Source organism: Pseudomonas sp. FP1762, from assembly GCF_030687105.1.
In the GTDB taxonomy this organism is placed as follows: domain Bacteria; phylum Pseudomonadota; class Gammaproteobacteria; order Pseudomonadales; family Pseudomonadaceae; genus Aquipseudomonas; species Aquipseudomonas siliginis.
On sequence record NZ_CP117458.1, the window covers coordinates 1363390 to 1384774 of the forward strand.

The 21385-nt window shown below is 60.3% G+C and carries 24 protein-coding genes; 7 read left to right on the forward strand and 17 right to left on the reverse strand.

The features are described from left to right. Positions 1-146 precede the first annotated feature (146 nt). The 4 genes from PSH90_RS05910 (at position 147) to PSH90_RS05925 (ending at position 3826) form a co-directional block, all read left to right on the forward strand. On the forward strand, positions 147-1292 hold the full coding sequence (locus PSH90_RS05910) for an EstA family serine hydrolase (protein WP_024011913.1): 1146 nt from the start codon (positions 147-149) through the stop codon (positions 1290-1292). Positions 1293-1405: 113 nt separating this feature from the next. Further along, complete coding sequence (locus PSH90_RS05915) at positions 1406-2509, forward strand: OmpA family protein (RefSeq protein WP_305382346.1); 1104 nt, start codon at positions 1406-1408, stop codon at positions 2507-2509. Positions 2510-2533: 24 nt separating this feature from the next. Continuing rightward, on the forward strand, positions 2534-3181 hold the full coding sequence (gene pdxH, locus PSH90_RS05920; protein WP_130902007.1) for a pyridoxamine 5'-phosphate oxidase: 648 nt from the start codon (positions 2534-2536) through the stop codon (positions 3179-3181). Positions 3182-3361: 180 nt separating this feature from the next. Next, a complete protein-coding gene (locus tag PSH90_RS05925) occupies positions 3362-3826 on the forward strand; it encodes a glycine zipper 2TM domain-containing protein (RefSeq protein ID WP_016771369.1) in 465 nt (154 codons plus the stop codon). Between the two features lie 73 nt (positions 3827-3899). On the opposite strand, the gene PSH90_RS05930 is transcribed toward PSH90_RS05925, so the two are convergent. The 5 genes from PSH90_RS05930 to nhaA form a co-directional block, all read right to left on the reverse strand. Beyond that, positions 3900-4151: a pyocin S6 family toxin immunity protein gene (locus PSH90_RS05930; protein WP_122705009.1), complete on the reverse strand. Its 252-nt coding sequence runs from the start codon at positions 4149-4151 to the stop codon at positions 3900-3902. 22 nt (positions 4152-4173) lie between these two features. Then, complete coding sequence (locus PSH90_RS05935; protein ID WP_095180547.1) at positions 4174-4419, reverse strand: colicin E3-like toxin immunity protein; 246 nt, start codon at positions 4417-4419, stop codon at positions 4174-4176. Next, entirely contained in the window at positions 4420-4671 is a 252-nt protein-coding gene (locus PSH90_RS05940) for a colicin E3-like toxin immunity protein (RefSeq protein ID WP_252879551.1), read from the reverse strand. Between the two features lie 7 nt (positions 4672-4678). Continuing rightward, positions 4679-5893, reverse strand: a complete 1215-nt coding sequence (locus PSH90_RS05945; protein ID WP_305382348.1) for an S-type pyocin domain-containing protein — start codon at positions 5891-5893, stop codon at positions 4679-4681. 171 nt (positions 5894-6064) lie between these two features. Then, positions 6065-7249: a Na+/H+ antiporter NhaA gene (gene nhaA, locus PSH90_RS05950; RefSeq protein WP_122505756.1), complete on the reverse strand. Its 1185-nt coding sequence runs from the start codon at positions 7247-7249 to the stop codon at positions 6065-6067. A gap of 251 nt (positions 7250-7500) precedes the next feature. Between nhaA and PSH90_RS05955 the strand changes: the two genes are divergently transcribed. After that, positions 7501-8595 carry a PLP-dependent cysteine synthase family protein gene (locus PSH90_RS05955; protein WP_305382350.1) on the forward strand — a complete coding sequence of 365 codons (1095 nt, stop codon included), beginning with the start codon at positions 7501-7503 and terminating at the stop codon, positions 8593-8595. 138 nt (positions 8596-8733) lie between these two features. On the opposite strand, the gene PSH90_RS05960 is transcribed toward PSH90_RS05955, so the two are convergent. The 3 genes from PSH90_RS05960 to PSH90_RS05970 form a co-directional block, all read right to left on the reverse strand. Beyond that, positions 8734-10347, reverse strand: a complete 1614-nt coding sequence (locus PSH90_RS05960) for an NAD(P)/FAD-dependent oxidoreductase (protein WP_258707701.1) — start codon at positions 10345-10347, stop codon at positions 8734-8736. A gap of 96 nt (positions 10348-10443) precedes the next feature. Beyond that, positions 10444-11097 carry a COG3650 family protein gene (locus PSH90_RS05965; RefSeq protein WP_252868910.1) on the reverse strand — a complete coding sequence of 218 codons (654 nt, stop codon included), beginning with the start codon at positions 11095-11097 and terminating at the stop codon, positions 10444-10446. A 60-nt stretch (positions 11098-11157) separates the two neighbouring features. Further along, positions 11158-11757, reverse strand: coding sequence for a short chain dehydrogenase (locus tag PSH90_RS05970; protein WP_252883296.1), 600 nt, complete (start codon positions 11755-11757; stop codon positions 11158-11160). 104 nt (positions 11758-11861) lie between these two features. Between PSH90_RS05970 and PSH90_RS05975 the strand changes: the two genes are divergently transcribed. Then, positions 11862-12776 (forward strand): LysR family transcriptional regulator, encoded by a 915-nt coding sequence (locus PSH90_RS05975; protein WP_056783386.1) that lies wholly within the window; start codon positions 11862-11864, stop codon positions 12774-12776. Between the two features lie 110 nt (positions 12777-12886). On the opposite strand, the gene PSH90_RS05980 is transcribed toward PSH90_RS05975, so the two are convergent. The 9 genes from PSH90_RS05980 to PSH90_RS06020 form a co-directional block, all read right to left on the reverse strand. Next, a complete protein-coding gene (locus PSH90_RS05980) occupies positions 12887-13363 on the reverse strand; it encodes a DoxX family protein (protein ID WP_305382351.1) in 477 nt (158 codons plus the stop codon). After that, positions 13360-14118: a DUF2063 domain-containing protein gene (locus tag PSH90_RS05985; protein ID WP_305382352.1), complete on the reverse strand. Its 759-nt coding sequence runs from the start codon at positions 14116-14118 to the stop codon at positions 13360-13362. The genes PSH90_RS05980 and PSH90_RS05985 overlap by 4 nt, the downstream gene beginning before the upstream one ends. Further along, on the reverse strand, positions 14115-15002 hold the full coding sequence (locus PSH90_RS05990) for a DUF692 domain-containing protein (RefSeq protein WP_305382353.1): 888 nt from the start codon (positions 15000-15002) through the stop codon (positions 14115-14117). Before PSH90_RS05990 ends, PSH90_RS05985 begins: the two co-directional genes overlap by 4 nt. Before the next feature lie 25 nt (positions 15003-15027). Next, complete coding sequence (locus tag PSH90_RS05995) at positions 15028-15333, reverse strand: DUF2282 domain-containing protein (RefSeq protein ID WP_016771358.1); 306 nt, start codon at positions 15331-15333, stop codon at positions 15028-15030. Positions 15334-15625: 292 nt separating this feature from the next. Continuing rightward, positions 15626-16327, reverse strand: a complete 702-nt coding sequence (locus PSH90_RS06000) for an ABC transporter ATP-binding protein (RefSeq protein WP_003222380.1) — start codon at positions 16325-16327, stop codon at positions 15626-15628. Continuing rightward, a complete protein-coding gene (gene livG / locus PSH90_RS06005) occupies positions 16328-17095 on the reverse strand; it encodes a high-affinity branched-chain amino acid ABC transporter ATP-binding protein LivG (protein ID WP_016771357.1) in 768 nt (255 codons plus the stop codon). It abuts the gene before it with no gap. Next, the gene (locus PSH90_RS06010) at positions 17092-18348 is read right to left on the reverse strand and encodes a high-affinity branched-chain amino acid ABC transporter permease LivM (protein ID WP_016771356.1); all 1257 of its coding nucleotides are present in this window, start codon (positions 18346-18348) and stop codon (positions 17092-17094) included. Before PSH90_RS06010 ends, livG begins: the two co-directional genes overlap by 4 nt. Beyond that, complete coding sequence (gene livH, locus PSH90_RS06015) at positions 18345-19268, reverse strand: high-affinity branched-chain amino acid ABC transporter permease LivH (RefSeq protein ID WP_016771355.1); 924 nt, start codon at positions 19266-19268, stop codon at positions 18345-18347. The genes PSH90_RS06010 and livH overlap by 4 nt, the downstream gene beginning before the upstream one ends. Positions 19269-19497: 229 nt before the next feature. Further along, on the reverse strand, positions 19498-20625 hold the full coding sequence (locus PSH90_RS06020; protein ID WP_016771354.1) for a branched-chain amino acid ABC transporter substrate-binding protein: 1128 nt from the start codon (positions 20623-20625) through the stop codon (positions 19498-19500). A 351-nt stretch (positions 20626-20976) separates the two neighbouring features. On the opposite strand from PSH90_RS06020, the gene PSH90_RS06025 reads away from it, so the two are divergent. Beyond that, positions 20977-21282, forward strand: coding sequence for a DUF2288 domain-containing protein (locus PSH90_RS06025; RefSeq protein WP_016771353.1), 306 nt, complete (start codon positions 20977-20979; stop codon positions 21280-21282). Positions 21283-21385 lie beyond the last annotated feature (103 nt).

Here is a 21385-nt window from a genome sequence, read left to right on the forward strand (position 1 = left end):
TGAGATCCAGTGTGGGAGCGAGCCTGCTCGCGAAGGGATCACCACAAATTGCCGATCAACCGTCTGGCCCGCGCCTGTTCCCAAATCCCTCAAGGGCTGGAACAATGCGGGCCACTTTGTAGAGCGTTTTCGCGGGGGAGTTGCGGGTGCAGATTCAGGGACATTACGAGCTTCAATTCGAAGCGGTGCGCGAGGCTTTCGCCGCACTGTTCGACGATCCCCAGGAACGCGGCGCAGCCCTGTGCATCCAGGTCGGTGGAGAAACCGTCCTCGACCTCTGGTCCGGTACTGCCGACAAGGACGGCGCCGAAGCCTGGCACAGCGATACCATCGCCAACCTGTTTTCCTGCACCAAGACCTTCACCGCCGTTACCGCGCTGCAACTGGTGGCTGAAGGCAAGTTGCAACTCGATGCCCCGGTTGCCCGCTACTGGCCGGAATTCGCCGCCGCCGGCAAAGAATCCGTCACCCTGCGCCAATTGCTCTGCCATCAGGCCGGCTTGCCGGCGCTGCGCGAACTGCTCGCCCCTGAAGCCCTTTACGACTGGCAAACCATGGTCGACGCCCTCGCCGCCGAAGCGCCATGGTGGACGCCGGGCACCGGTCACGGTTATGCCGCGATCACCTACGGCTGGCTGGTCGGCGAATTGCTGCGCCGCGCTGACGGGCGTGGGCCGGGCGAGTCGATCGTCGCTCGGGTCGCCAAACCGTTGGGCCTGGATTTCCATGTGGGCCTGGCCGACGAAGAGTTTCATCGCGTGGCGCACATCGCCCGTGGCAAGGGCAACGCCGGCGACGCTGCGGCTCAGCGTCTGCTGCAAGTGACCATGCGCGAACCGACGGCCATGACTACCCGCGCCTTCACCAATCCGCCGTCAGTGCTGACCAGCACCAACAAGCCGGAATGGCGCCGCATGCAGCAACCGGCGGCCAACGGCCACGGCAACGCGCGCAGTCTCGCCGGGTTCTATGCCGGCCTGCTCGATGGCAGCCTGCTCGAGAGCGAAATGCTCGAAGAGCTGACCCGCGAGCACAGCCTTGGCGATGACAAGACCTTGCTCACCCGCACCCGTTTCGGCCTCGGCTGCATGCTCGATCAACCGGACGTGCCCAACGCCACCTACGGCCTCGGACCACGCGCGTTCGGTCATCCGGGAGCGGGCGGCTCGATCGGTTTTGCTGATCCGGAGCACGATGTGGCTTTCGGTTTCGTGACAAATACCCTGGGGCCTTACGTTTTGATGGATCCGCGTGCACAAAAGCTGGCGCGGGTGCTTGCCACTTGTCTGTAAAGCTTCAACTGAGGTTCCAGGGTCGGAACCTCGAAGGGATTTTCGTTTCAAAACGGCTGTTTATCCGGGCGAAAGTGCTCTGATTTTTCATTACTTCATTTTGTGGATTTTCAATGTCATCTAAAAAGACCCTCGCCCTGGCCCTGTGTGTAGCGATCACCGGTTGCGCACAGACTCCGAAAAACGATGCAGACGGCGGCAGTTGGTGGCCGTTCGGTTCTTCCGACAAAGTCGCGGCCAAAGATTCGGCCCCGGCTCCGGCTCCGTTGAAACCGGCGGCGACTGCGCCAGTGGCCAAGACCGAAAGCAGCAACCCGTGGTACTGGCCGTTCGGTTCCAGCGATGAAGCGGTCAAGGCTGATCTGAAAGCCGAGGTCAAACCTGAAGCCAAACCGGTCGAGGTGGCCAAAGCCGAGGCGCAGTCCAATGGCAAATGGTGGTGGCCGTTCGGCGGCAAGGATCAGCCAACCGCCAAAGCCGTGCCGATGCCCGATCCGAAGGTGACTCAGGCCTGGCTGGATGACTACGAACCGCGTCTGCGTGAAGCGGTGAAGGACAGCAATCTGCAACTCGAACGTCGCGACAATGTGCTGGTAGTGACGGCGCCGGTCGAAGGCTCGTTCAACCCGGATCGCCCGGCGATGCTGCTGCCGGTCACTCTTGGCCCGTTCACTCGCGTAGCGAAAATCCTTGAAGCCGACCCGAAAACCGCAGTGCTGGTGCTCGGTCACAGTGACACCAGCGGTGCCGCACCGGCCAACGTCAAGCTGAGTCAGGAACGTGCACAATCGGTGGCAGCGATCTTCCGCCTCAGCGGCTTGCAACGTGATCGCCTGATGCTGCGCGGCATGGGTTCCGAAGCGCCGCGTGCGGCCAACGACAGCGTTGAAGGCCGCGCCTTGAATCGTCGTGTCGAGCTGCTGGTGACTCCGCAGAACACCATGGTTGCACTGCTGAGCAAATACAACATGCCAGCACCGAAGCCTGTAACGATGGTCGCTGCGCAAGACGTCAAGCCAGTGGCCAAACCGGTTACCCCGGCGCCTGCCGCGAAAAAAGCCGCTGTGCCGGCGGCGAAAAAGGCGCCAGCCAAGAAAACCGCCGCCAAGGCTCCTGCGAAGAAGGCACCGGCCAAGGCTCCAGCGAAAAAAACTGCACCAGCCAAAGCCGCCGCGACCGACAAGAAAGTCGCCGCAGCCGACGCCGCCAAGAAGTGATCCGCTAACGAAAAGGAATCCGCCATGACCCAGGCTCTGGCCGATATGCGTCGCGACTACACCCGTGACGGTTTGACCGAGGCGCAAGCCCCGGCCGAGCCGTTTGCGCTATTTCACCAGTGGTTCGCCGATGCGGTGAAAACCGAGCAGGCGCCGGTGGAAGCCAATGCCATGACCCTGGCCACGGTCGATGCCGACGGTCGTCCGCATTGCCGCATTTTGTTGCTCAAGGGCCTGGACGAGCAGGGCTTCACCTTCTTCACCAACTACGACAGCGCCAAGGGCCAGCATCTGGCGGCAAACCCGTTTGCCGCCATGACCTTCTTCTGGCCCACCCTGGAGCGCCAGGTGCGCATCGAAGGGCGGGTGGTCAAGGTCACGGCGCAAGAGTCCGACGCGTATTATCAGGTGCGTCCGCTGGGTAGCCGCCTCGGCGCCTGGGCCTCGCCGCAGAGCCGGGTCATCAACGGTCGTGGCGAACTGGAGGATTTGCTCAAGGCCACCGAGCAACGCTTCAGCGACAGCCAGCCGCACTGCCCGGAACATTGGGGCGGTTACCGCTTGTTGCCTGAGCGCATCGAGTTCTGGCAGGGCCGTCCGAGCCGCCTGCACGATCGCCTCAACTACCGCCTCCAGGGCACTGAGTGGATTCTGGAACGACTGGCACCCTGAGCAGTCTACCGAGCGAGATAAACGCGGATGGCGCAGGATCGCTGATTTGACGCTACCTTGAGTGGACGCTCGCGGGCATCTGTACCAGGCCTGAATGGAAGCCAATTTTATCCGGATGGTGTCGTGACAGGCGCCAGGCCACGGGGTTTAATGAACACATGTTCTTTTGGAGTTGATGCTATGCGTAAGTCTGTTCTGCTGGTTGCTTCCTTTTCGACGATGGCGATGTTGCTGACCGGCTGCCAATCGAGCCTCACCGGCGACTCCTACTCCCGTGACGAAGCGCGTCGTGTGCAGACGATTCGCATGGGCACCATCGAATCCCTGCGACCGGTAAAAATCGAAGGCACCAAGACCCCGATCGGCGGCGCAGCAGGCGCAGTGGTCGGCGGCGTCGGCGGCAGCGCTATCGGCGGCGGCAAGGGCAGCATTGTGGCTGCGGTCATCGGGGCAGTGGCCGGCGGCCTGCTTGGCTCGGCCACCGAAGAAGGCCTGACCCGCACCCAGGGCGTGGAAATCACCGTCCGCGAAGACGACGGCAGCATGCGCGCCTATGTGCAGCAGGTTCAGGAGAATGAAGTATTCCGCGTTGGCGAGCGGGTGCGGATTTCCACCGTTGGCGGAACCAGCCGCGTTTCGCACTAAGCGGGAAGCCGGGTAAAAGAAAACCCCGATCAGGTGACTGGTCGGGGTTTTTCTTTGTTTGTGAATTGCTCATTCAGTATGTGGCGCAGGTGCCCATGAAGTATTCGAGGCCCTTTGGAAAACTGACGTTGAGCAGGTTTTCCAATGCGGTTACCTGATCCTGAGTCAACAACAGCTCGCCGGGTTCCACCTCATCCAAGGGCTTTGATTCAATGAGCTGAGCCACTTTTTCATTCATCTCGCTGCCTGTGATATCCAGCTCGAATTGCAAGGAGTCGTCTTGGGCTTCGTCAGGGAAAAAACCGGTAATTAAAAGAAAGTGCATGGAGCTAATACTTCCGGGGCTGTTAGCCGTAGTCAAACGAAATTTGATAGTCGTGAACTCTCAAATCGATTTGATGTTGAAAATACGGCTGAATGGTGGCGAGCCAATTTTGAGCGACGTTGAAACTGCCATTGTTGATGTTGTCCGCGGCGGGAATCCCCAAGGCGTTTAACACTGACTCGTCACCACCCAGGTCTTTTGACGACTCTTCCCCCTGAAACTCCAAGGTTGCTGTGTCGTACCATTCCAATCTCAGTTCCAGTCCCATCTACCATTGATCCCGGTAAACGAACGATACCTGATAGTCGTAAGAAGAAAATTGAATGGAATGCTGGAAGTGGGGCTGGAGAGTCTTGATCCAATCGGCTTTTACATCAAATCCGCCGTTATTGAAGCTTTTCGACGGTAGGCCTAATGCTTCCATTAATGAGCCGTCCTCGCCAAAATCTTTCGACAGTTCCTCCCCCTCACCCAGTTCGGTTTGTCGGTCGTACCATTCGAGTCTGGCTTTGAGTCCCATGTAATCCTCATAAATATTTTTTAATACTACGGTTTTTTTTGGGTGGATCTATCTGTTCACCAGTTCTGTGGTCGTAAGAGCCTAAATGGCTGCCATCACTTGCGCGATAGGCTTCAAGCTCGCCATGTAAATAGTCCCATTCATAAATTATTCGGCCTTTTGCATTGATCCAGCGATCCCGGAGCCCACCGTTGAACGGCGTTTTCTTTTTTGCTCTTCTTAAATCGGGAAAGGCTGTGATATCCGACGTTTCGGGAGCGGGGTGATAGGTATGTCCCGCTTCAGCGGTGCCTTTCGCAGAGCTGACAACGATGTAAATCGGTTTTACACCCGAGTCTGTGGGAAACACCAGAATGAAATCTTTGTACTCCGGCGGATAAAGCGGATTCACCAGTATCCCGTCCGCCGCCTTCGTCGGTGGATACACCCAGATATGCGGTGCCTGCGGTGCGGCCTCCAGTGCTGGAATGCCGAGAATGTCCGAGCCATCCACCGCCGGGGTCCAGAGCAGTTCGACGCCTTCACCCAGATCGGCAACGAACCGGTCGCCGCGTGCAGTGAACTGCACGACATCGACCATTTCCCAATCGCGGTTCTTGCCGGTGTAGAAGCCGTAACCCTTGAGGCGGCCATCGGCCTGTTGCTCGACGCGCAGGCGCACGCGGGTTCGGGCTTGTTTGAGTGTGCTCAGTTGCTCATCGGTGTAGAGCGCGCTGTCGCCCAGGCTGGATGGCATCAAAAGCGCAATCAGCCCCACCAAAGTCGCAGCCGCCGCAGGGGAGGCGAGCGCCGGTAGCACTTCAAAAGCCGAGCCTGCCAAGGCCAGACTGCCGAACCCGACCGGGATGGTGTTGGCGCTGATTTTCTTGAGAGGAATGCCGCCGCTTGCGTCGGCTTCGCGAGCGCCGAGCAGGATCAGCTCGCCGTAATCCTTCAGGCTGTCGGTCGGCACCATGCCGGAAGGATTGCTGTAATCGATAATCGCATCCGGCAACTTGCAGGACTTGGCGAATACACAGCCGGCACGCACGGCTTCAGGTTTTTTCGCAGCCACTTCACGGCTGTGCTCGAAAGCCTCCTGCCGCGCCAGCATCGCGTCGTAAGCGTTTTGCCCGGCTTCGCGCTCGGCCAGTTCTGCGGCCGTCATATACCGCCAGGTAACGTGATGCCCGTCGCCCTGCGGTGGGTTTTGCACCCGGGGAATGTCCTTGTTCCGCGCCACTGATCGTCCCTTCGTTCATCATCGACAGCCCCTCGGAAAGGGGCTGCACGACGTTATCGAAGCGGAGAAAGTGTGGCTGTAGGACGGGTCGCTAATGACGTGGGGATTGTTCGCTGCGTAACTGTCAGGCGGAGAATCTGTGGCGAGGGCCAAGCTCCCTCGCCACAGGGGTCATTGCAGTTGTGAATTCTTGCGACTCGCCGCCGCCGTCACCGCATAACCAATCACCGCCGCGAGAATCGAGCCGGTGAGGATGCCCATGCGATCCATGCCGGCGTAATCACTCACGCCGGGTTCGAAGGCCAGCGAGCCGACGAACAGGCTCATGGTGAAGCCGATGCCGCAGAGGATTGCCACGCCGAGGACCTGGCCCCAGTTGGCGCCTTGGGGCAGGGCGGCGATGCCGATCTTGACCGCCAGCCAGGTCAGGCCGAACACGCCGACGGTCTTGCCCAACAGCAGGCCGATGGCGATGCCCATCGGTACGTCGTGGGTGAAGCTTTCGACGGTGACGCCGCTCAGTGACAGGCCGGCGTTGGCGAAGGCGAACAGCGGCAGGATGCCGTAGGCGACCCAGGGGTGCAGCGCGTGTTCGAGGGTCAGCAGCGGCGACGACTCGGCGTTTTTCGTGCGCAGGGGAATGCAGAAAGCCAGGGTCACGCCGGCCAGTGTCGCGTGGACACCGCTCTTGAGCACGCAGACCCAGAGGATCAGGCCGATGATCATGTACGGCCCGAGCTTGACCACGCCGAGCCGGTTCATCGCCACCAGCGCGGCAATGCACGCAGCCGCCAGGCCAAGGGAAAGGGTCGAGAGTTCGCCGGAATAGAAGATTGCGATGATGACGATGGCGCCCAGGTCATCGATGATCGCCAGGGTCATCAGGAACAGTTTCAGCGACACCGGAACGCGTTTGCCGAGCAGGGCCAATACGCCGAGGGCGAAGGCGATGTCGGTGGCGGTCGGAATGGCCCAGCCACTCAGGGCGGCGGGGTTGTCGCGGTTGAGGAACCAGTAGATCAGCGCCGGCACCAGCATGCCGCCGATCGCCGCTGCGCCGGGCAGGACGATCTGCGAAGGCTTGGACAATTGGCCGTCGAGCACTTCGCGTTTGACTTCCAGACCGATCAGCAGGAAGAACATCGCCATCAGGCCGTCATTGATCCACAGCAGCAGAGGTTTGGCGATTTTCAACGCGCCGATCTGCGCCACCACCGGGGTGTCGAGCAGGCCGGTGTACAGCCACGACAGCGGTGAGTTGTTGATGATCAGCGCGAGAACGGCTGCGGCGATCAATAGCAGACCGCTGGCGGCTTCCAACTGAAAGAAACGCGTGAAAGTGCTACGCAGAGGCAAGGTCGCTCTCCATCGAATCAAGAAAAAGGTGAAACACCCTAACCCGTACCGTTAGTTGTTAAAACAAAAGTTATATTCTTTTTTGTTATATGTCGTTACAGGCTGTCTGGCTCGGGCAGCACTGAGCCTAGCAGTTGCCTGACACATTGAGACTCAGCTGTATCTTTGCCGCCTGCGGGATTTTTCCTAAGCTTGCGGCAGACCTTTTTCAGAAGACCGATCTTCTGGCTGATTCAACGAGAACCGAAACCATGAGCGACAACCGACAGTGGGCACGCGAAGCCATCCGCATCATCGAGGCGGACTTCCAGCGCAGCGCCGACACCCACCTGATCCCTTTGCCGCTGCCCGGTTTTGCCGGCATCGAGTTGTATTTCAAGGACGAATCCAGCCACCCGACCGGCAGCCTCAAGCATCGCCTGGCACGTTCGCTGTTCCTTTACGCGCTGTGCAACGGCTGGCTCAAGCCCGGCGCGCCGGTGATCGAAGCGTCCAGTGGTTCGACGGCGATTTCCGAAGCGTATTTCGCGCGCATGCTCGGTTTGCCGTATATCGCAGTAATGCCGGCGACCACCTCGAAAGAGAAGATTGCCCAGATTGCTTTTTACGGCGGGCAGAGTCATCTGGTGCAGGATCCGACGCAGATCTACGCCGAATCCGAGCGCTTGGCCCGCGAGCATGGCGGTCACTTTATCGATCAGTTCACCTACGCCGAACGTGCCACCGACTGGCGGGCGAACAACAACATCGCCGAGTCGATCTTCCAGCAGATGCGCTACGAAAAACACCCTGAGCCGACCTGGCTGATTTCCAGCCCCGGCACCGGCGGCACCACCGCGACCCTCGGTCGCTACGTGCGCTATCGCCAGCACTGCACCCGCGTGTTGTGTGCCGATGCCGAGCGTTCGGTGTTCTTCAATTTCTATCAGAGCGGTGATGCCAGCCTGCGTCTGGATTGCGGCTCACGCATCGAAGGCATTGGCCGGCCTCGGGTGGAAGCGTCGTTCCTGCCCAAGGTGATCGATGCGATGGTCAAGGTGCCGGACGCCCTGTCGCTGGCGGCAATGCATTATCTGGCGCAGCGTTTGGGGCGGCATGTCGGCGGGTCGAGCGGGACCAATCTGATCGGTGCGCTGATGGCGGCGCAGCAGATGAAAGCGGCGGGGCAGTCGGGGTCGATCGTGGCGATCCTGTGCGATGGCGGAGAGCGTTATGCCGACACGTATTACGATCAGCAATGGCTGAAGGCGCAGGGCTATGAACTGGGTGATTTGATTGCAGCGGTGGCGGCGAGTGCCGAGCGCGGGGAGGCGCTGCCGACCTCGGTGCTGCGCGCGAATATCTAAAGCTCAACGCAGAAACCACTGTGGGAGCGAGCCTGCTCGCGAAGGCGGAATCACATTCAACAACTTCGTTGAGTGACAGACCGCTTTCGCGAGCAGGCTCGCTCCCACAGGGTTTTGTGTTGGGTCAGCTGATGCTGATCAGGCTTCCAGTCCGAGGATATCGCGAGCCACTGCCTCGGCAATGCGAATCCCGTCGACACCCGCCGAGAGAATCCCGCCGGCATAGCCCGCGCCTTCACCGGCCGGGAACAGGCCCTTGACGTTCATGCTCTGCAGCGACTCGTTGCGGGTGATGCGCAGCGGCGATGAAGTGCGGGTCTCGATTCCGGTCAGCACGGCGTCGTGCAGCGAATAACCGCGAATCTGCTTCTCGAACGCCGGCAAGGCTTCACGGATCGCCTCAATGGCAAAGTCCGGCAGCGCCAAGGCCAGATCGCCCAAGGCCACGCCCGGCTTGTACGACGGCTCGACTTCGCCCAGTTCGGTCGATGGAATGTCGTTGATGAAGTCGCCAACCAGTTGCGCCGGAGCCTTGTAGTCGCTGCCGCCAAGGATGAACGCGTGGGATTCCAGGCGCTCCTGCAACTCGATACCGGCGAGCGGGCCGCCCGGATAGTCGACTTCCGGGGTAATGCCGACGACGATGCCGGAGTTGGCATTGCGCTCGTTACGCGAGTACTGGCTCATGCCATTGGTGACCACGCGATTGGGCTCGGAGGTCGCCGCGACCACGGTGCCGCCCGGGCACATGCAGAAGCTGTAGACCGAACGCCCGTTCTTGGCGTGGTGCACCAGTTTGTAATCGGCCGCGCCAAGTTTCGGGTGGCCGGCGTACTTGCCCAGGCGCGCGCGGTCGATCAGCGATTGCGGGTGCTCGATGCGGAAACCCACCGAGAACGGCTTGGCTTCCATGAACACGCCACGGCTGTGGAGCATGCGGAAGGTGTCGCGGGCACTGTGGCCGAGGGCCAGAACCACATGCTTCGAATGCAGGATTTCGCCGCTGGCCAGTTGCACGCCGACCAGTTGGCCGTCTTCGATCAGCACGTCGCTGACGCGCTCCTGGAAGCGCACTTCACCGCCCAGTTCGCGGATCTGCTCGCGCATGTTTTCGACCATACCGGTCAGGCGGAACGTACCGATGTGCGGCTTGCTGACGTAGAGGATTTCTTCCGGCGCGCCGGCCTTGACGAACTCGTGCAGGACTTTGCGGCCGAGGAATTTCGGGTCCTTGATCTGGCTGTACAGCTTGCCGTCGGAGAACGTGCCCGCGCCGCCTTCGCCGAACTGCACGTTGGACTCGGGATTGAGCACGCTTTTGCGCCACAGGCCCCAGGTGTCCTTGGTGCGCTGACGGACTTCGGTGCCGCGTTCGAGAATGATCGGTTTGAAGCCCATTTGTGCCAGCAGCAGACCGGCGAAGATGCCGCAGGGGCCGAAACCGACGACGATCGGCCGCTGGCCGGGATCGCTCGGTGCCTGGCCGACGAATTTGTAGCTGACATCCGGCGCCACGTTGACGTTACGGTCGTCGGCGAACTTGCCCAACACTCTGGCCTCGTCGCGTACGTTGAGGTCGATGGTGTAGATGAAGCACAGTTCGGAGGACTTTTTGCGCGCGTCATAGCTGCGCTTGAACAAGGTGAAATCGAGCAGATCATCGCTGGCGATGCCCAGACGCTGCACGATGGCGGCGCGCAGGTCTTCTTCGGGATGGTCGATTGGCAGCTTGAGTTCAGTGATTCGTAACATGGCGGGGATCCGGATTCGCGGGGCGCACAACTGCGCCAGGGCGTTTGAAGGCGGCGATTATAAGCCGCCGCGAGCGGATCCGTGGGGGAAAAACGATCAGTCGTTGCGTGCGCCGCCGAAATAGCCGCAGCCGCGCTGGACCTGACCGTCGATACGCAACTCGGCGCTCATGTGCTGCACGCTGCCGGTACTGCTGTCGACGCAGCGCTGCGGCGCGACCCATAATTCGATGCGCTGGTTGTTGGCTTCGCTGCTGAGATTGAAGCGGCCGTCGCCCAGTTGCTCTTCCACATACGGCACGGCGAGTGGAGCCTGGCCGTCGCGCTCGATGACCATGCCTTTGCCGCTGACCTTGACGTTCCACTCCGGGCCATGGCCGGCAGCGCGCAGGATCAGCAGTTTGAAATTTGGGTCGTCGCAGGCCGTGCCCGAGCGCTCGACGCGATACAACTGGCCGAGGTCGAGACGGTCGCCGGAGACCTTGCCGCGCACATCGGCAAACAGCTTGCCCTGTTCGTCGGCGAGTGTAGCGGCCTCTTGCAGGACGCTGGTGCCGCCGATGTCGTTGACCACCAGTTGCCGCTGATCCTGGCACGGCTGGAACACCAGTTTGCCGTCGGCGGCGGTCAGTTGCCCCTGCATGCGCGTCTGTCCGGCATGGGACACACTTTCACGCTGGCCGTCGAACAACTGGCAGGCGGCAAACATCGGCAGCAGGGCAACGAGGACGAACGAACGGGCAACACGCATCTTTGGCTCTCCAGACAAGTGCTGCCACGTTACGCAGCCTGACCGCTCATCACAAGGGCCTTAACCCACGTGAAACGTCTGACCGGTTTGCAGGCCTTCGACACTTTTCGCGTAGGCCAATGCCACTTCCGCGGCAGGAACCGGCTTGAAGCCACGGAAGTAGGGCGCGTATTTGCCCAGGGCTTCGGTCAGTACGGTCGGGCTCACCGAGTTCACCCGCAGGCCACGCGGCAGTTCGATGGCGGCGGCGCGGACGAAGCTGTCGATGGCGCCGTTGACCAGCGCTGCCGAGGCACCGCTGCGAATCGGGTCGTGGCTGAGCACGCCGGTGGTAAACGTGAACGAAGCGCCATCGTTGGCGTACTCGCGGCCGATCAGCAGCAGATTGACCTGACCCATCAGTTTGTCTTTCAGGCCGAGGGCGAAGCTGTCTTCGGTCATGTCGTCCAGCGCTGCGAACGTCACGTTGCCCGCCGCGCAGATCAGCGCATCGAACTTGCCGGTCTGTTCGAACAGCTTGCGGATCGAGGCGCTGTCGCTGATATCCACTTGCAAGTCACCGCTGTTACGACCGATACGAATGACCTCGTGACGTTGCGACAATTCTTTGTCCACCGCTGAGCCGATGGTGCCGCCTGCGCCTATCAACAGAATTTTCATCGTGCTGTACCCCATGTGTGTGAATGAGGTTTCAGTCTAGGGTGGTTTTTTCTGCGGATAAGCGCACTAATAGGCAACCTTTGGTTTTCAAATGGAAACAATCCATGAGCGAAATGGATGATCTCGCCGCGTTCGCTGTGCTGATCGAGGCCGGCAGTTTCACCCTTGCGGCGCAGCAGTTGGGCTGCAGCAAAGGCCAGTTGTCCAAGCGCATCAGCCAGCTCGAAGCGCAGTTCGGTGTGGTATTGCTGCAACGGACCACCCGGCGCTTGAGCCTGACGGCGGCGGGGGCGGCGCTGCTGCCACAGGCCCAGGCGCTGGTGGTCCAGGTCGAACGCGCACGGCAGGCTTTGGCGCGGTTGAAGGACGACATGGCCGGCCCCGTGCGCATGACGGTTCCGGTGTCGCTCGGCGAGACCTTCTTCGATGGCTTGCTGCTGGAGTTTTCCGGGCAATACCCCGAGGTGCAAATCGAGCTGGAGCTGAACAACAGCTATCGCGATCTGTCGCGCGATGGCTTTGATCTGGCGATTCGCGCCGAAGTGGCCAATGACGATCGGCTGGTGGCCAAGCCGTTGTTGGCGTGGCACGAAATGACCTGCGCCAGCCCGGCCTACCTCGAGCGCTTCGGCGAGCCGGCGACGCCCCATGCCTTGGCCGAGCATCGTTGTCTGCTCAACAGCCATTACAGCGGTCGCGAAGAATGGCTGTATCACCAGCAGCACGAGTTGTTGCGGGTGCGGGTTTCGGGTCCGTTTGCCAGCAATCACTACAGCCTGTTGAAGAAAGCAGCGCTGTCCGGCGCCGGCATCGCCCGTTTGCCGTCGTATCTACTGCAAGCGGAACTGGCGGACGGCCGCTTGCGCTGGTTGCTGCGCGATTACCAGACCCGACGCATGCCGATGTATCTGGTGCACCCGTATCAGGGTGGTTTGCCCAAGCGCACGCAGGTGTTGGCGGATTATTTGATGGGCTGGTTCAAGCGCAGTGGCGAGGCGCTGGATCGACTCCAGCGCTGATGTGATTTCCCTGTGGGAGCGAGCCTGCTCGCGAATGCGTCAGTTCAGTCGATACCGATGTTGAATGACACACCGCTTTCGCGAGCAGGCTCGCTCCCACAGGGGGGATCTTATTTTGCCAAACGGCGGGCAATCAGGTGATCGATCGACAACCTGCCCGGCCCGGTCGCCATCAGGTACAGCAACACCGCCGCCCAGGTGCCGTGGGTCGGGTAGGCATCCGGGTAGACGAACAGTTGGATAGTCAACGTCATGCCGAGCAATGCCAGCGCCGAAAACCGTGTGGCGAAGCCGAGCAGGATCAGCAGCGGAAACACATGTTCGGCAAACGCCGCCAGATGCGCGGCAATTTCCGGCGACAGCAGCGGCAGGTGGTACTCGCTCTGAAACAGCGGAATCGTCGAGTCGGCCAAACGCGGCCAGCCCAGTTCAAAGGTGCCGTCAATCAAATCGACGGCCAGGCCTTCGACCTTGGTTTGCCCGGATTTCCAGAACACCGCAGCGATGGAAAAACGCGCGATGAAGGCAATCAGGCTGTGCGGGATTTTTTCCAACAGCGCGATGACGCGCGGGATAAAAGCGTTCATGGCAACTCCTTGTAATTCAGCTGGGTGATCGCGTTATGCGCAATCAGTAAAGCGAGGGTTTGGGCGAGATCGAACGGCGGGCTGTTTTCTGCCGCCGCGAGCAGTGGCGAGCCCTGGAGCAGATGACCAATGAACACGCTCGCACCCGCCTCAAGAGCGAACACCTCAACGTCGAGACCGTTGCGCAGCACCAGGGCATGCTGGCCTTGATGGAGGCCAATGCCCGCGAGACTTGGCTCCTGCTGATGCGCGGCCCAGATCGCCACCACCGCAAAAGCAGAGTCGAGCAGGTGCAGCGAGGGATGCAGTTCGAAACACAGTTCACTCAGCAACTGCGGATCGGCCAGCGCGGCACTGACTTGTTCAGGCCGGATCGGCTGCGCATCGGCGGCGTGGTAGGCAACAGTGCGCAAATGCTCGAGTCGCGCGACATCAGCGACATAAGGCACGCCGGCGATGGGTTCAAACTCTGCGATGAAGTCGGCGAGATTCTCGCCATAGCGGCTCATCAACGGACTTTGTGGCGGCTGACTCTGGACGAAAATCGCCGCCATGGCGCGGAAGAATTCCTCGCCGACCAATTGCAGCACCACCGGATAACTGTCGGCCAAGGCATTGATCAGCGAGCTTTGCACGTTGTTGCGATAGACCGCGAAACGCCGCGACGGATCAGCGCCATTGCGGCTGCACAGGCCCTTGGGATGCGGCAGTTGCGCATTGAGCAGGGCGGCGGCGAAGTCCGCTTGCGTGCTCATGCCGCACGCTCCGCGCGGCGCAACAGCGTCTCGGCTTGCTGCGCTTCGGCGAGCAATGCGTTGAAAGTCGGGACGTGATTATCGCGTTCGATGAGTGTCGCCACCGGGCCGATACGTTGCAGCACTTGCCGGTACAGATCCCAGACGGCCGGATCAATCGGCGCGCCGTGATCGTCGATCAGCAAGCGGTCGCCGAGGTTGTCGCAATCTTCAGCGAAGCCGGCCAGATGAATCTCGCCGACTGCGTGCAGCGGTAACGCATCAAGGTAGGCCAAAGGATCGCGCTGATGATTGATGCACGACACGTAGACATTGTTGACGTCAAGCAACAAGCCGCAGCCGCTGCGGCGGATTACTTCGGCGATGAACTCGGCCTCGTCGATTGTCGAATGCTCAAACGCCAGATACGTCGCCGGGTTCTCCAGCAGCATCGGTCGCTTCAGAGTGTTCTGCACCTGGTCGATGTGCGCACAGACGCGGTTCAGCGTCGGCGTGTCGTAAGCCAGTGGCAGCAGGTCATTGAGGAACACCGGGCCGTGGCTCGACCATGCCAGGTGTTCGGAAAAGGCTTGCGGTTGATAGCGCTCGATCAGCTCGGCGAGGCGTTTGAGGTGCTGGCTGTCCAGCGCGCCTTCGCCACCGATCGACAGCCCCACGCCGTGCAATGACAGCGGGTACTGTTCGCGAATCAGACCGAGAAAATGATGAAACGGGCCGCCGGCCACCATGTAGTTTTCGGCGTGGACTTCGAAGAAGCCGAGGTCAGGTACGGAGCCGAGCACTTCGAGGAAGTGCCCGGTCTTGAGCCCCAGCCCGGCGCGGGCAGGGAGCTCGGTGCGAGCTGCCTGAGTGCGCGGCAGGGACGGTTCGTGATGACTGAACATGGGCGTCACTCAGGCAGGACGTGGATCAGGACTTGGCTTTGAAGGCTTCGAGCTGACCGAAACCGGTCGGCGAGGTTTTGCTTTCGGTGGTGGCGCAGGTGCCTTTCGGAACGAGCTTCCAGGCGTTGGCCTGATAGTCCATTTTCGCCGTGCCGGCGCAGGTAGTCCCGGCACCTGCGGCGCAATCGTTCTTGCCCTTCATGGCCACGCCGAAGCATTTTTCCATGTTGGCATCGGCGGCCTGGGCGGTGGAGACAGTGGCGATGCTCAGAGCGGAACCGAGGGCCAGAACCAGGGCGGTAGCGGACAGGGTACGGGTAGTCGCAGTCATGATGTTTCTCCAGGTTTATCAGGGTTTCTGCAAGTGCTGTTGCGCTTGCTTGTCCCTCTAGAGAACGGGTGGGGGGATGCGTTACAGGTGGGGCGAGAAATTTATTAAAAATTTCGGATTCAGCAGTATCCCTGTGGGAGCGAGCCTGCTCGCGAAGGCGGTGTGACATTCAACATTATTGGTGCGTGATACATCGCTTTCGCGAGCAGGCTCGCTCCCACAGAGGATCGGTGTTTTTCGTTTGGGCATAAAAAACGGCCCGAAGGCCGTTTTTTTTGTGCAGCGATAACACTCAACCGCCGAGGTACGCCTCGCGTACTTTCGGGTCGGTCAGCAGCGCTTCACCGGTGCCTTGCATGACCACGCGGCCGTTCTCCAGAACGTAGGCGCGGTCAGCGATTTTCAGTGCCTGGTTGGCGTTCTGCTCGACCAGGAACACCGTCACACCGTCCTTGCGCAGCTGTTCGATGATGTCGAAGATCTGCTGGATGATGATCGGCGCCAGACCCAGCGACGGCTCGTCGAGCAGCAGCAGCTTGGGCTTGCTCATCAGTGCACGGCCGATGGCGAGCATCTGCTGTTCACCGCCGGACATGGTGCCGCCGCGCTGGTTGAAACGCTCTTTCAGGCGTGGGAAAAGTCCGAGGACCTTGTCCATCTGTTCCTGATAGTCGCCCTTGTCGGTGAAAAATCCGCCCATCGACAGGTTTTCTTCCACGGTCAGACGGGCAAACACTCGACGACCTTCCGGGACCACGGCGATGCTCTTGCGCATGATCTGCGACGAGTCCTGGCCGACCAGTTCCTCACCCATGTAGCGGATGCTGCCGCTGTGCGCCTGCGGCGAACCGCAGAGTGTCATCAGCAGCGTGGATTTGCCGGCACCGTTGGCGCCGATCAGTGTCACGATCTCGCCCTGACGGACTTCGACGTTGACGCTGTGCAGGGCCTGAATCTTGCCGTAGAAGGTGGAAACGTTTTCGAACTGCAGCATTTACGCTTCCCCCAGGTAGGCTTTGATCACTTCAGGATTGTCGCGGATCTGTTCCGGCGTGCCGTCGGCCAGCGGCGTGCCCTGGTTGATCACGACGATGTGGTCGGAAATGCTCATGACCAGTTTCATGTCGTGTTCAATCAGCAGCACGGTAACGTTGTGCTCTTCGCGCAACACACCGATCAGCGCCTTCAGGTCTTCGGTTTCCTTGGGGTTCAGGCCGGCGGCCGGTTCGTCGAGCATGAGGATTCGCGGGCGGGTCATCATGCAGCGGGCGATTTCCAGACGCCGTTGCTGGCCGTAGGCGAGGGTGCCGGCGGTGCGGTTGGCGAACTCTTTGAGGTTGACCTTTTCCAGCCAGTACTCGGCAAATTCCATCGCCTCGCGCTCGCTTTTGCGGAACGCCGGGGTCTTGAACAGGCCGGACAGGAAGTTGGTGTTCAAGTGACGGTGCTGGGCGATCAACAGGTTCTCGACCGCGGTCATGTCCTTGAACAAACGCACGTTCTGGAAGGTACGCACCACGCCTTTGAGGGCGATCTTGTGGCCCGGCAGGCCCTGGATCGGCTCGCCGTCGAGCAGGATGCTGCCGCCGGTAGGCTGATAGAAACCGGTCAGGCAGTTGAACACGGTGGTCTTGCCGGCGCCGTTCGGGCCGATCAGGGCAACCACCTGTTTTTCCTTGACGGTCAGCGCCACGCCGTTGACCGCTAGCAAGCCGCCGAAGCGCATGCTCAGATTTTCGACTTTAAGGATCTCGCGGCTCATTTGCGCAACTCCATGTGTGGGCGTTGCATCGGCAGCAGACCTTGTGGACGCCAGATCATCATCAGCACCATCAGCGCACCGAACATCAACATGCGGTACTCGCTGAACTCACGCATCATTTCCGGCAACAGGATCATCACGATCGCCGCCAGAATCACGCCCAGTTGCGAGCCCATGCCGCCCAACACGACGATGGCGAGGATGATCGCCGACTCGATGAAGGTGAACGACTCCGGCGTTACCAGCCCCTGACGTGCAGCGAAGAAGCTGCCGGCGAAACCGGCGAACGCAGCGCCCAGGGTGAAGGCGGAGAGCTTGATCACGGTCGGGTTCAGGCCCAACGCGCGGCAGGCGATTTCGTCTTCACGCAGTGCTTCCCACGCACGGCCGATCGGCATGCGCAGCAGACGGTTGATCACGAACAGCGCGGCCAGTGCGAGCAACAGCGCAACCAGGTAAAGGAAGATCACCTTGTTGATCGAGTTGTATTGCAGGCCGAAATACTCGTGGAACGTCTGCAGGCCTTCGGCGGCTTTGCGCTCGAAGGTCAGGCCGAAGAACGTCGGTTTTTCGATGTTGCTGATGCCGTTCGGGCCACCGGTGATGTCGGTCAGGTTACGCAGGAACAGACGGATGATTTCGCCGAAACCCAAGGTCACGATCGCCAGATAGTCGCCACGCAGACGCAACACCGGGAAGCCCAGCAGGAAGCCGAACGTCGCCGCCATCAGGCCGGCAATCGGCAGGCAGATCCAGAAGCTCAAGCCGTAGTAATGCGACAGCAGCGCGTAGCTGTAGGCGCCGACGGCGTAGAAACCGACGTAACCCAGGTCGAGCAGACCGGCCAGACCGACGACGATGTTCAGGCCCAGGCCGAGCATCACGTAGATCAGGATCAGCGTTGCGATATCCACCGCGCCACGGGAGCCGAAGAACGGCCAGACCAGGGCGATCAGAATCAGCGCAATGATGAAATAGCGCTGGGTGGTTGGCAGGGTCAGAAAGTTGCTGGCCTTGGCCGGGATCAGCGGCATGCCCGGCGAGGAGCGCCAGGCCTTGCTGATCTGCTGGTTGAACAGCACGCGCAAGAACATCAGCACCGAGCAGATCGCGATGGTCGCGAGTACCGCAGGGCTGGTGTTGTGCACTTCCAGATTGATGCCGACGATGGTCAGTTTCAGACCCAGTACCGGGTAGGCCACCGCCCACACCAGCAAGGCACTGAATAGTGCCTGTTTAAGATTCCTAGTCATACTTTCTCAACCTCCGGACGGCCCAGAATGCCGGTCGGACGGAACAACAGCACCAGAACCAGCAGGCCGAACGCAACGACGTCCTTGTACTGGTCGCCGAAGATATCGGCACCGAACGCTTCCGCTACACCGAGCACCAAGCCGCCGAGCATTGCCCCGGGGATGCTGCCGATGCCGCCCAGTACCGCAGCGGTGAAGGCCTTGAGGCCGACGAGGAAACCGGCGTTAGGGTTGATCACGCCGTATTGCATGCTCAACAGCACGGCAGCGACCGCCGCCAGCGCAGCACCGATGACGAAGGTCAGGGCGATGATGTTGTTGGTGTTGATGCCGAGCAGGTTGGCCATCTTGATGTCCTCGGCACAGGCGCGGCAGGCGCGGCCCAGACGGGAACGGGAGATGAACAGGGTCAGGCCGAGCATGGCGATCAGGGTCACCACGAACACCACGATCTGCATGTAGGAAATCAGCACTTCTTGTGCGCCACCCGGACCGAAGGCGAAGTTGCCCGGGATCAGGTTGGGGATAGCTTTGTCCTTGGAGTCTTGCGCCAGCAGAACGGTGTTCTGCAGGAAGATCGACATACCGATGGCAGAAATCAGCGGGATCAGACGGTTACTGCCGCGCAGGGGGCGGTAGGCGATCCGTTCGATGCTGTAACCGTAGGAACTGGTGACGACGATGCTGGCGATGAACGCCGCGGTCATCAACAGCGGGACACTGTCGAGTCCCATCATGGTCAGCCCGGCGATGGCGATGAAGGCCACGTAGGAACCGATCATGTACACCTCGCCGTGGGCGAAGTTGATCATTCCAATGATGCCGTAGACCATCGTGTAGCCGATGGCGATCAGGGCATACATGCTGCCAACGTTGAGGCCGTTAACCAGCTGTTGGAAGAAGTGATAGAGGTCAGGCATTACAGCGCTCCTAAAAACCTGTACGCATTTCACTGGTGGAGTCATTTTCCCGCCCGGCCCCGTGGATCTCTATCCACTTCGAATCCGGGTTTTGCCAGCGAACCGCTGATGACGGTTTTGAGATTTTCAGGTGGGCAGACTGGCGGATCACGCCAGCGCGGCCCATACATTCGCAAAACAAAGCCCACGGCACGCCGTGGGCTTTATTGGCAGTCAGTCGGGCAAGGCCTTACTGAGGCGAAACTTCGGTTTTAGGTTTGCCGTTGTGCCACTCGTACACGACAAATTTGAAGTCCTTCAGGTCGCCCTTGTCGTCGAAGCTCAGGTCGCCGGTCGGGGTCTTGAACGAACCGGCGTGGATGGCTTCAGCCACTTTGGTCGCGTCTTCGGACTTGGCCGCCTTGATGCCTTCGGCAATCACGGTCACTGCCGAGTAGGACGGGAACACGAACGGACCGCTCGGATCTTCCTTCTTGGCTTTGAACGCGTCAGCCAGGGCAACGTTGGCCGGATCCTGGTCGAAGGATTTCGGCAGGGTCACCAGCAGGCCTTCGGACGCGTCCTTGGCGATCTGGGTGATCGAGTCGTTACCCACGCCTTCCGGACCCATGAAGCGGGCTTTCAGGCCTTTTTCCTGAGCCTGACGCAGAATCAGGCCCAGCTCCGGGTGGTAGCCGCCGTAGTAGACGAAGTCGACGCCGGCTTGCTTGAGCTTGGCGATGATGGCGGAGAAGTCCTTGTCGCCAGCGTTGACGCCTTCGAAGACGGCAACCTTGGTGCCTTTCTTCTCAAGGGTCGATTTGACGGCGGTGGCAATGCCTTCACCGTACTGCTGTTTGTCGTGCAGCACGCCAACCACTTTCGGTTTCACGTGATCGGCAATGTAGTTGCCGGCGGCAGGGCCTTGGGCGCTGTCGAGACCGATGGTGCGGAAGATCATTTTGTAGCCACGGGCGGTGATGTCCGGGCTGGTGGCAGCCGGGGTGATCATGATCACGCCTTCGTCTTCGTAGATGTCCGAAGCTGGCTGTGTGGAGCTGGAGCACAGGTGACCGACCACGAACTTGACGCCGTCGTTGACGACCTTGTTCGCTACCGCTACCGCTTGTTTCGGATCGCAGGCATCGTCGTATTCAACGGCTTCGAGTTTCTTGCCGTCGACGCCGCCCTTGGCGTTGATCTGCTCGATGGCCATTTTCGCGCCACTGAACTGCATGTCGCCGTACTGGGCTACTGGACCGGTTTTAGGACCGGCGATACCGATTTTGATGGTGTCAGCTGCGAACGAATGGCTGGCAACCCCGGCCAGAACCATAGCGGCAAACAGTTTGGAAATCTGCTTAGTAGCCTTAGTCATAGTGCTCCACTCTTACTGTTGTATTTTTTAGAGTTCTGGCGCCGTAGCAGCAGAACCGGGTCAGATATCTTTGCGATACCCTCCGGAAAATGCCCCGGCAACTGTACCGGTACAGTGTAGAGCGCCGCTTGATCAACTGGGAAGCGGGCGCCACGGGGCAAAACTTGGGGGTGTCGCATTTTTGAATGAAAGAGACAGAATTGCGGCGGAGCAATCGGGGGCATATATCCCAAAAGGCAGCATTCCCTGGCGTTCCTGCTCTTTTCGTTCGGTGCAGCGATTTGCAACCGGGTTTTTCTGCCGGACCACCGACGTTATCATTCGCGTCGATTTCTTTTCCGGACAGCTCCCATGAATCAAGAACCTAGCACCCTCTATGCCAAGCTGCTTGGTGAAACGGCATCTATTACCTGGAAAGAGCTGGAGCCGTTCTTCGCCAAGGGTGCCCTATTGTGGGTCGACCCTGACCTCGATTTGATCGCCGCCGCCGAGGCCGTGGCCTCGGATGAAGGCGAGAAAGTCGCGGCCTGGCTGGCCGACGACAAGGTCGCCAAGCTGTCTGAAACGCGGGCGCTGGATATTTTCGAACGTGATCCGCAGCTGTGGGCCGTGGTGGTTTCGCCGTGGATTCTGATCCAGGAAAGGGCGGCCGTTTAATTGCCTGCACCCTTTTGGTGCCTCGATTGCCGCACCGCAAGTGTGTAGCGGAGTAGCGTGATGGCACCTTGCCGTGGAGAAATGCCACGCCTCACGGTGACGT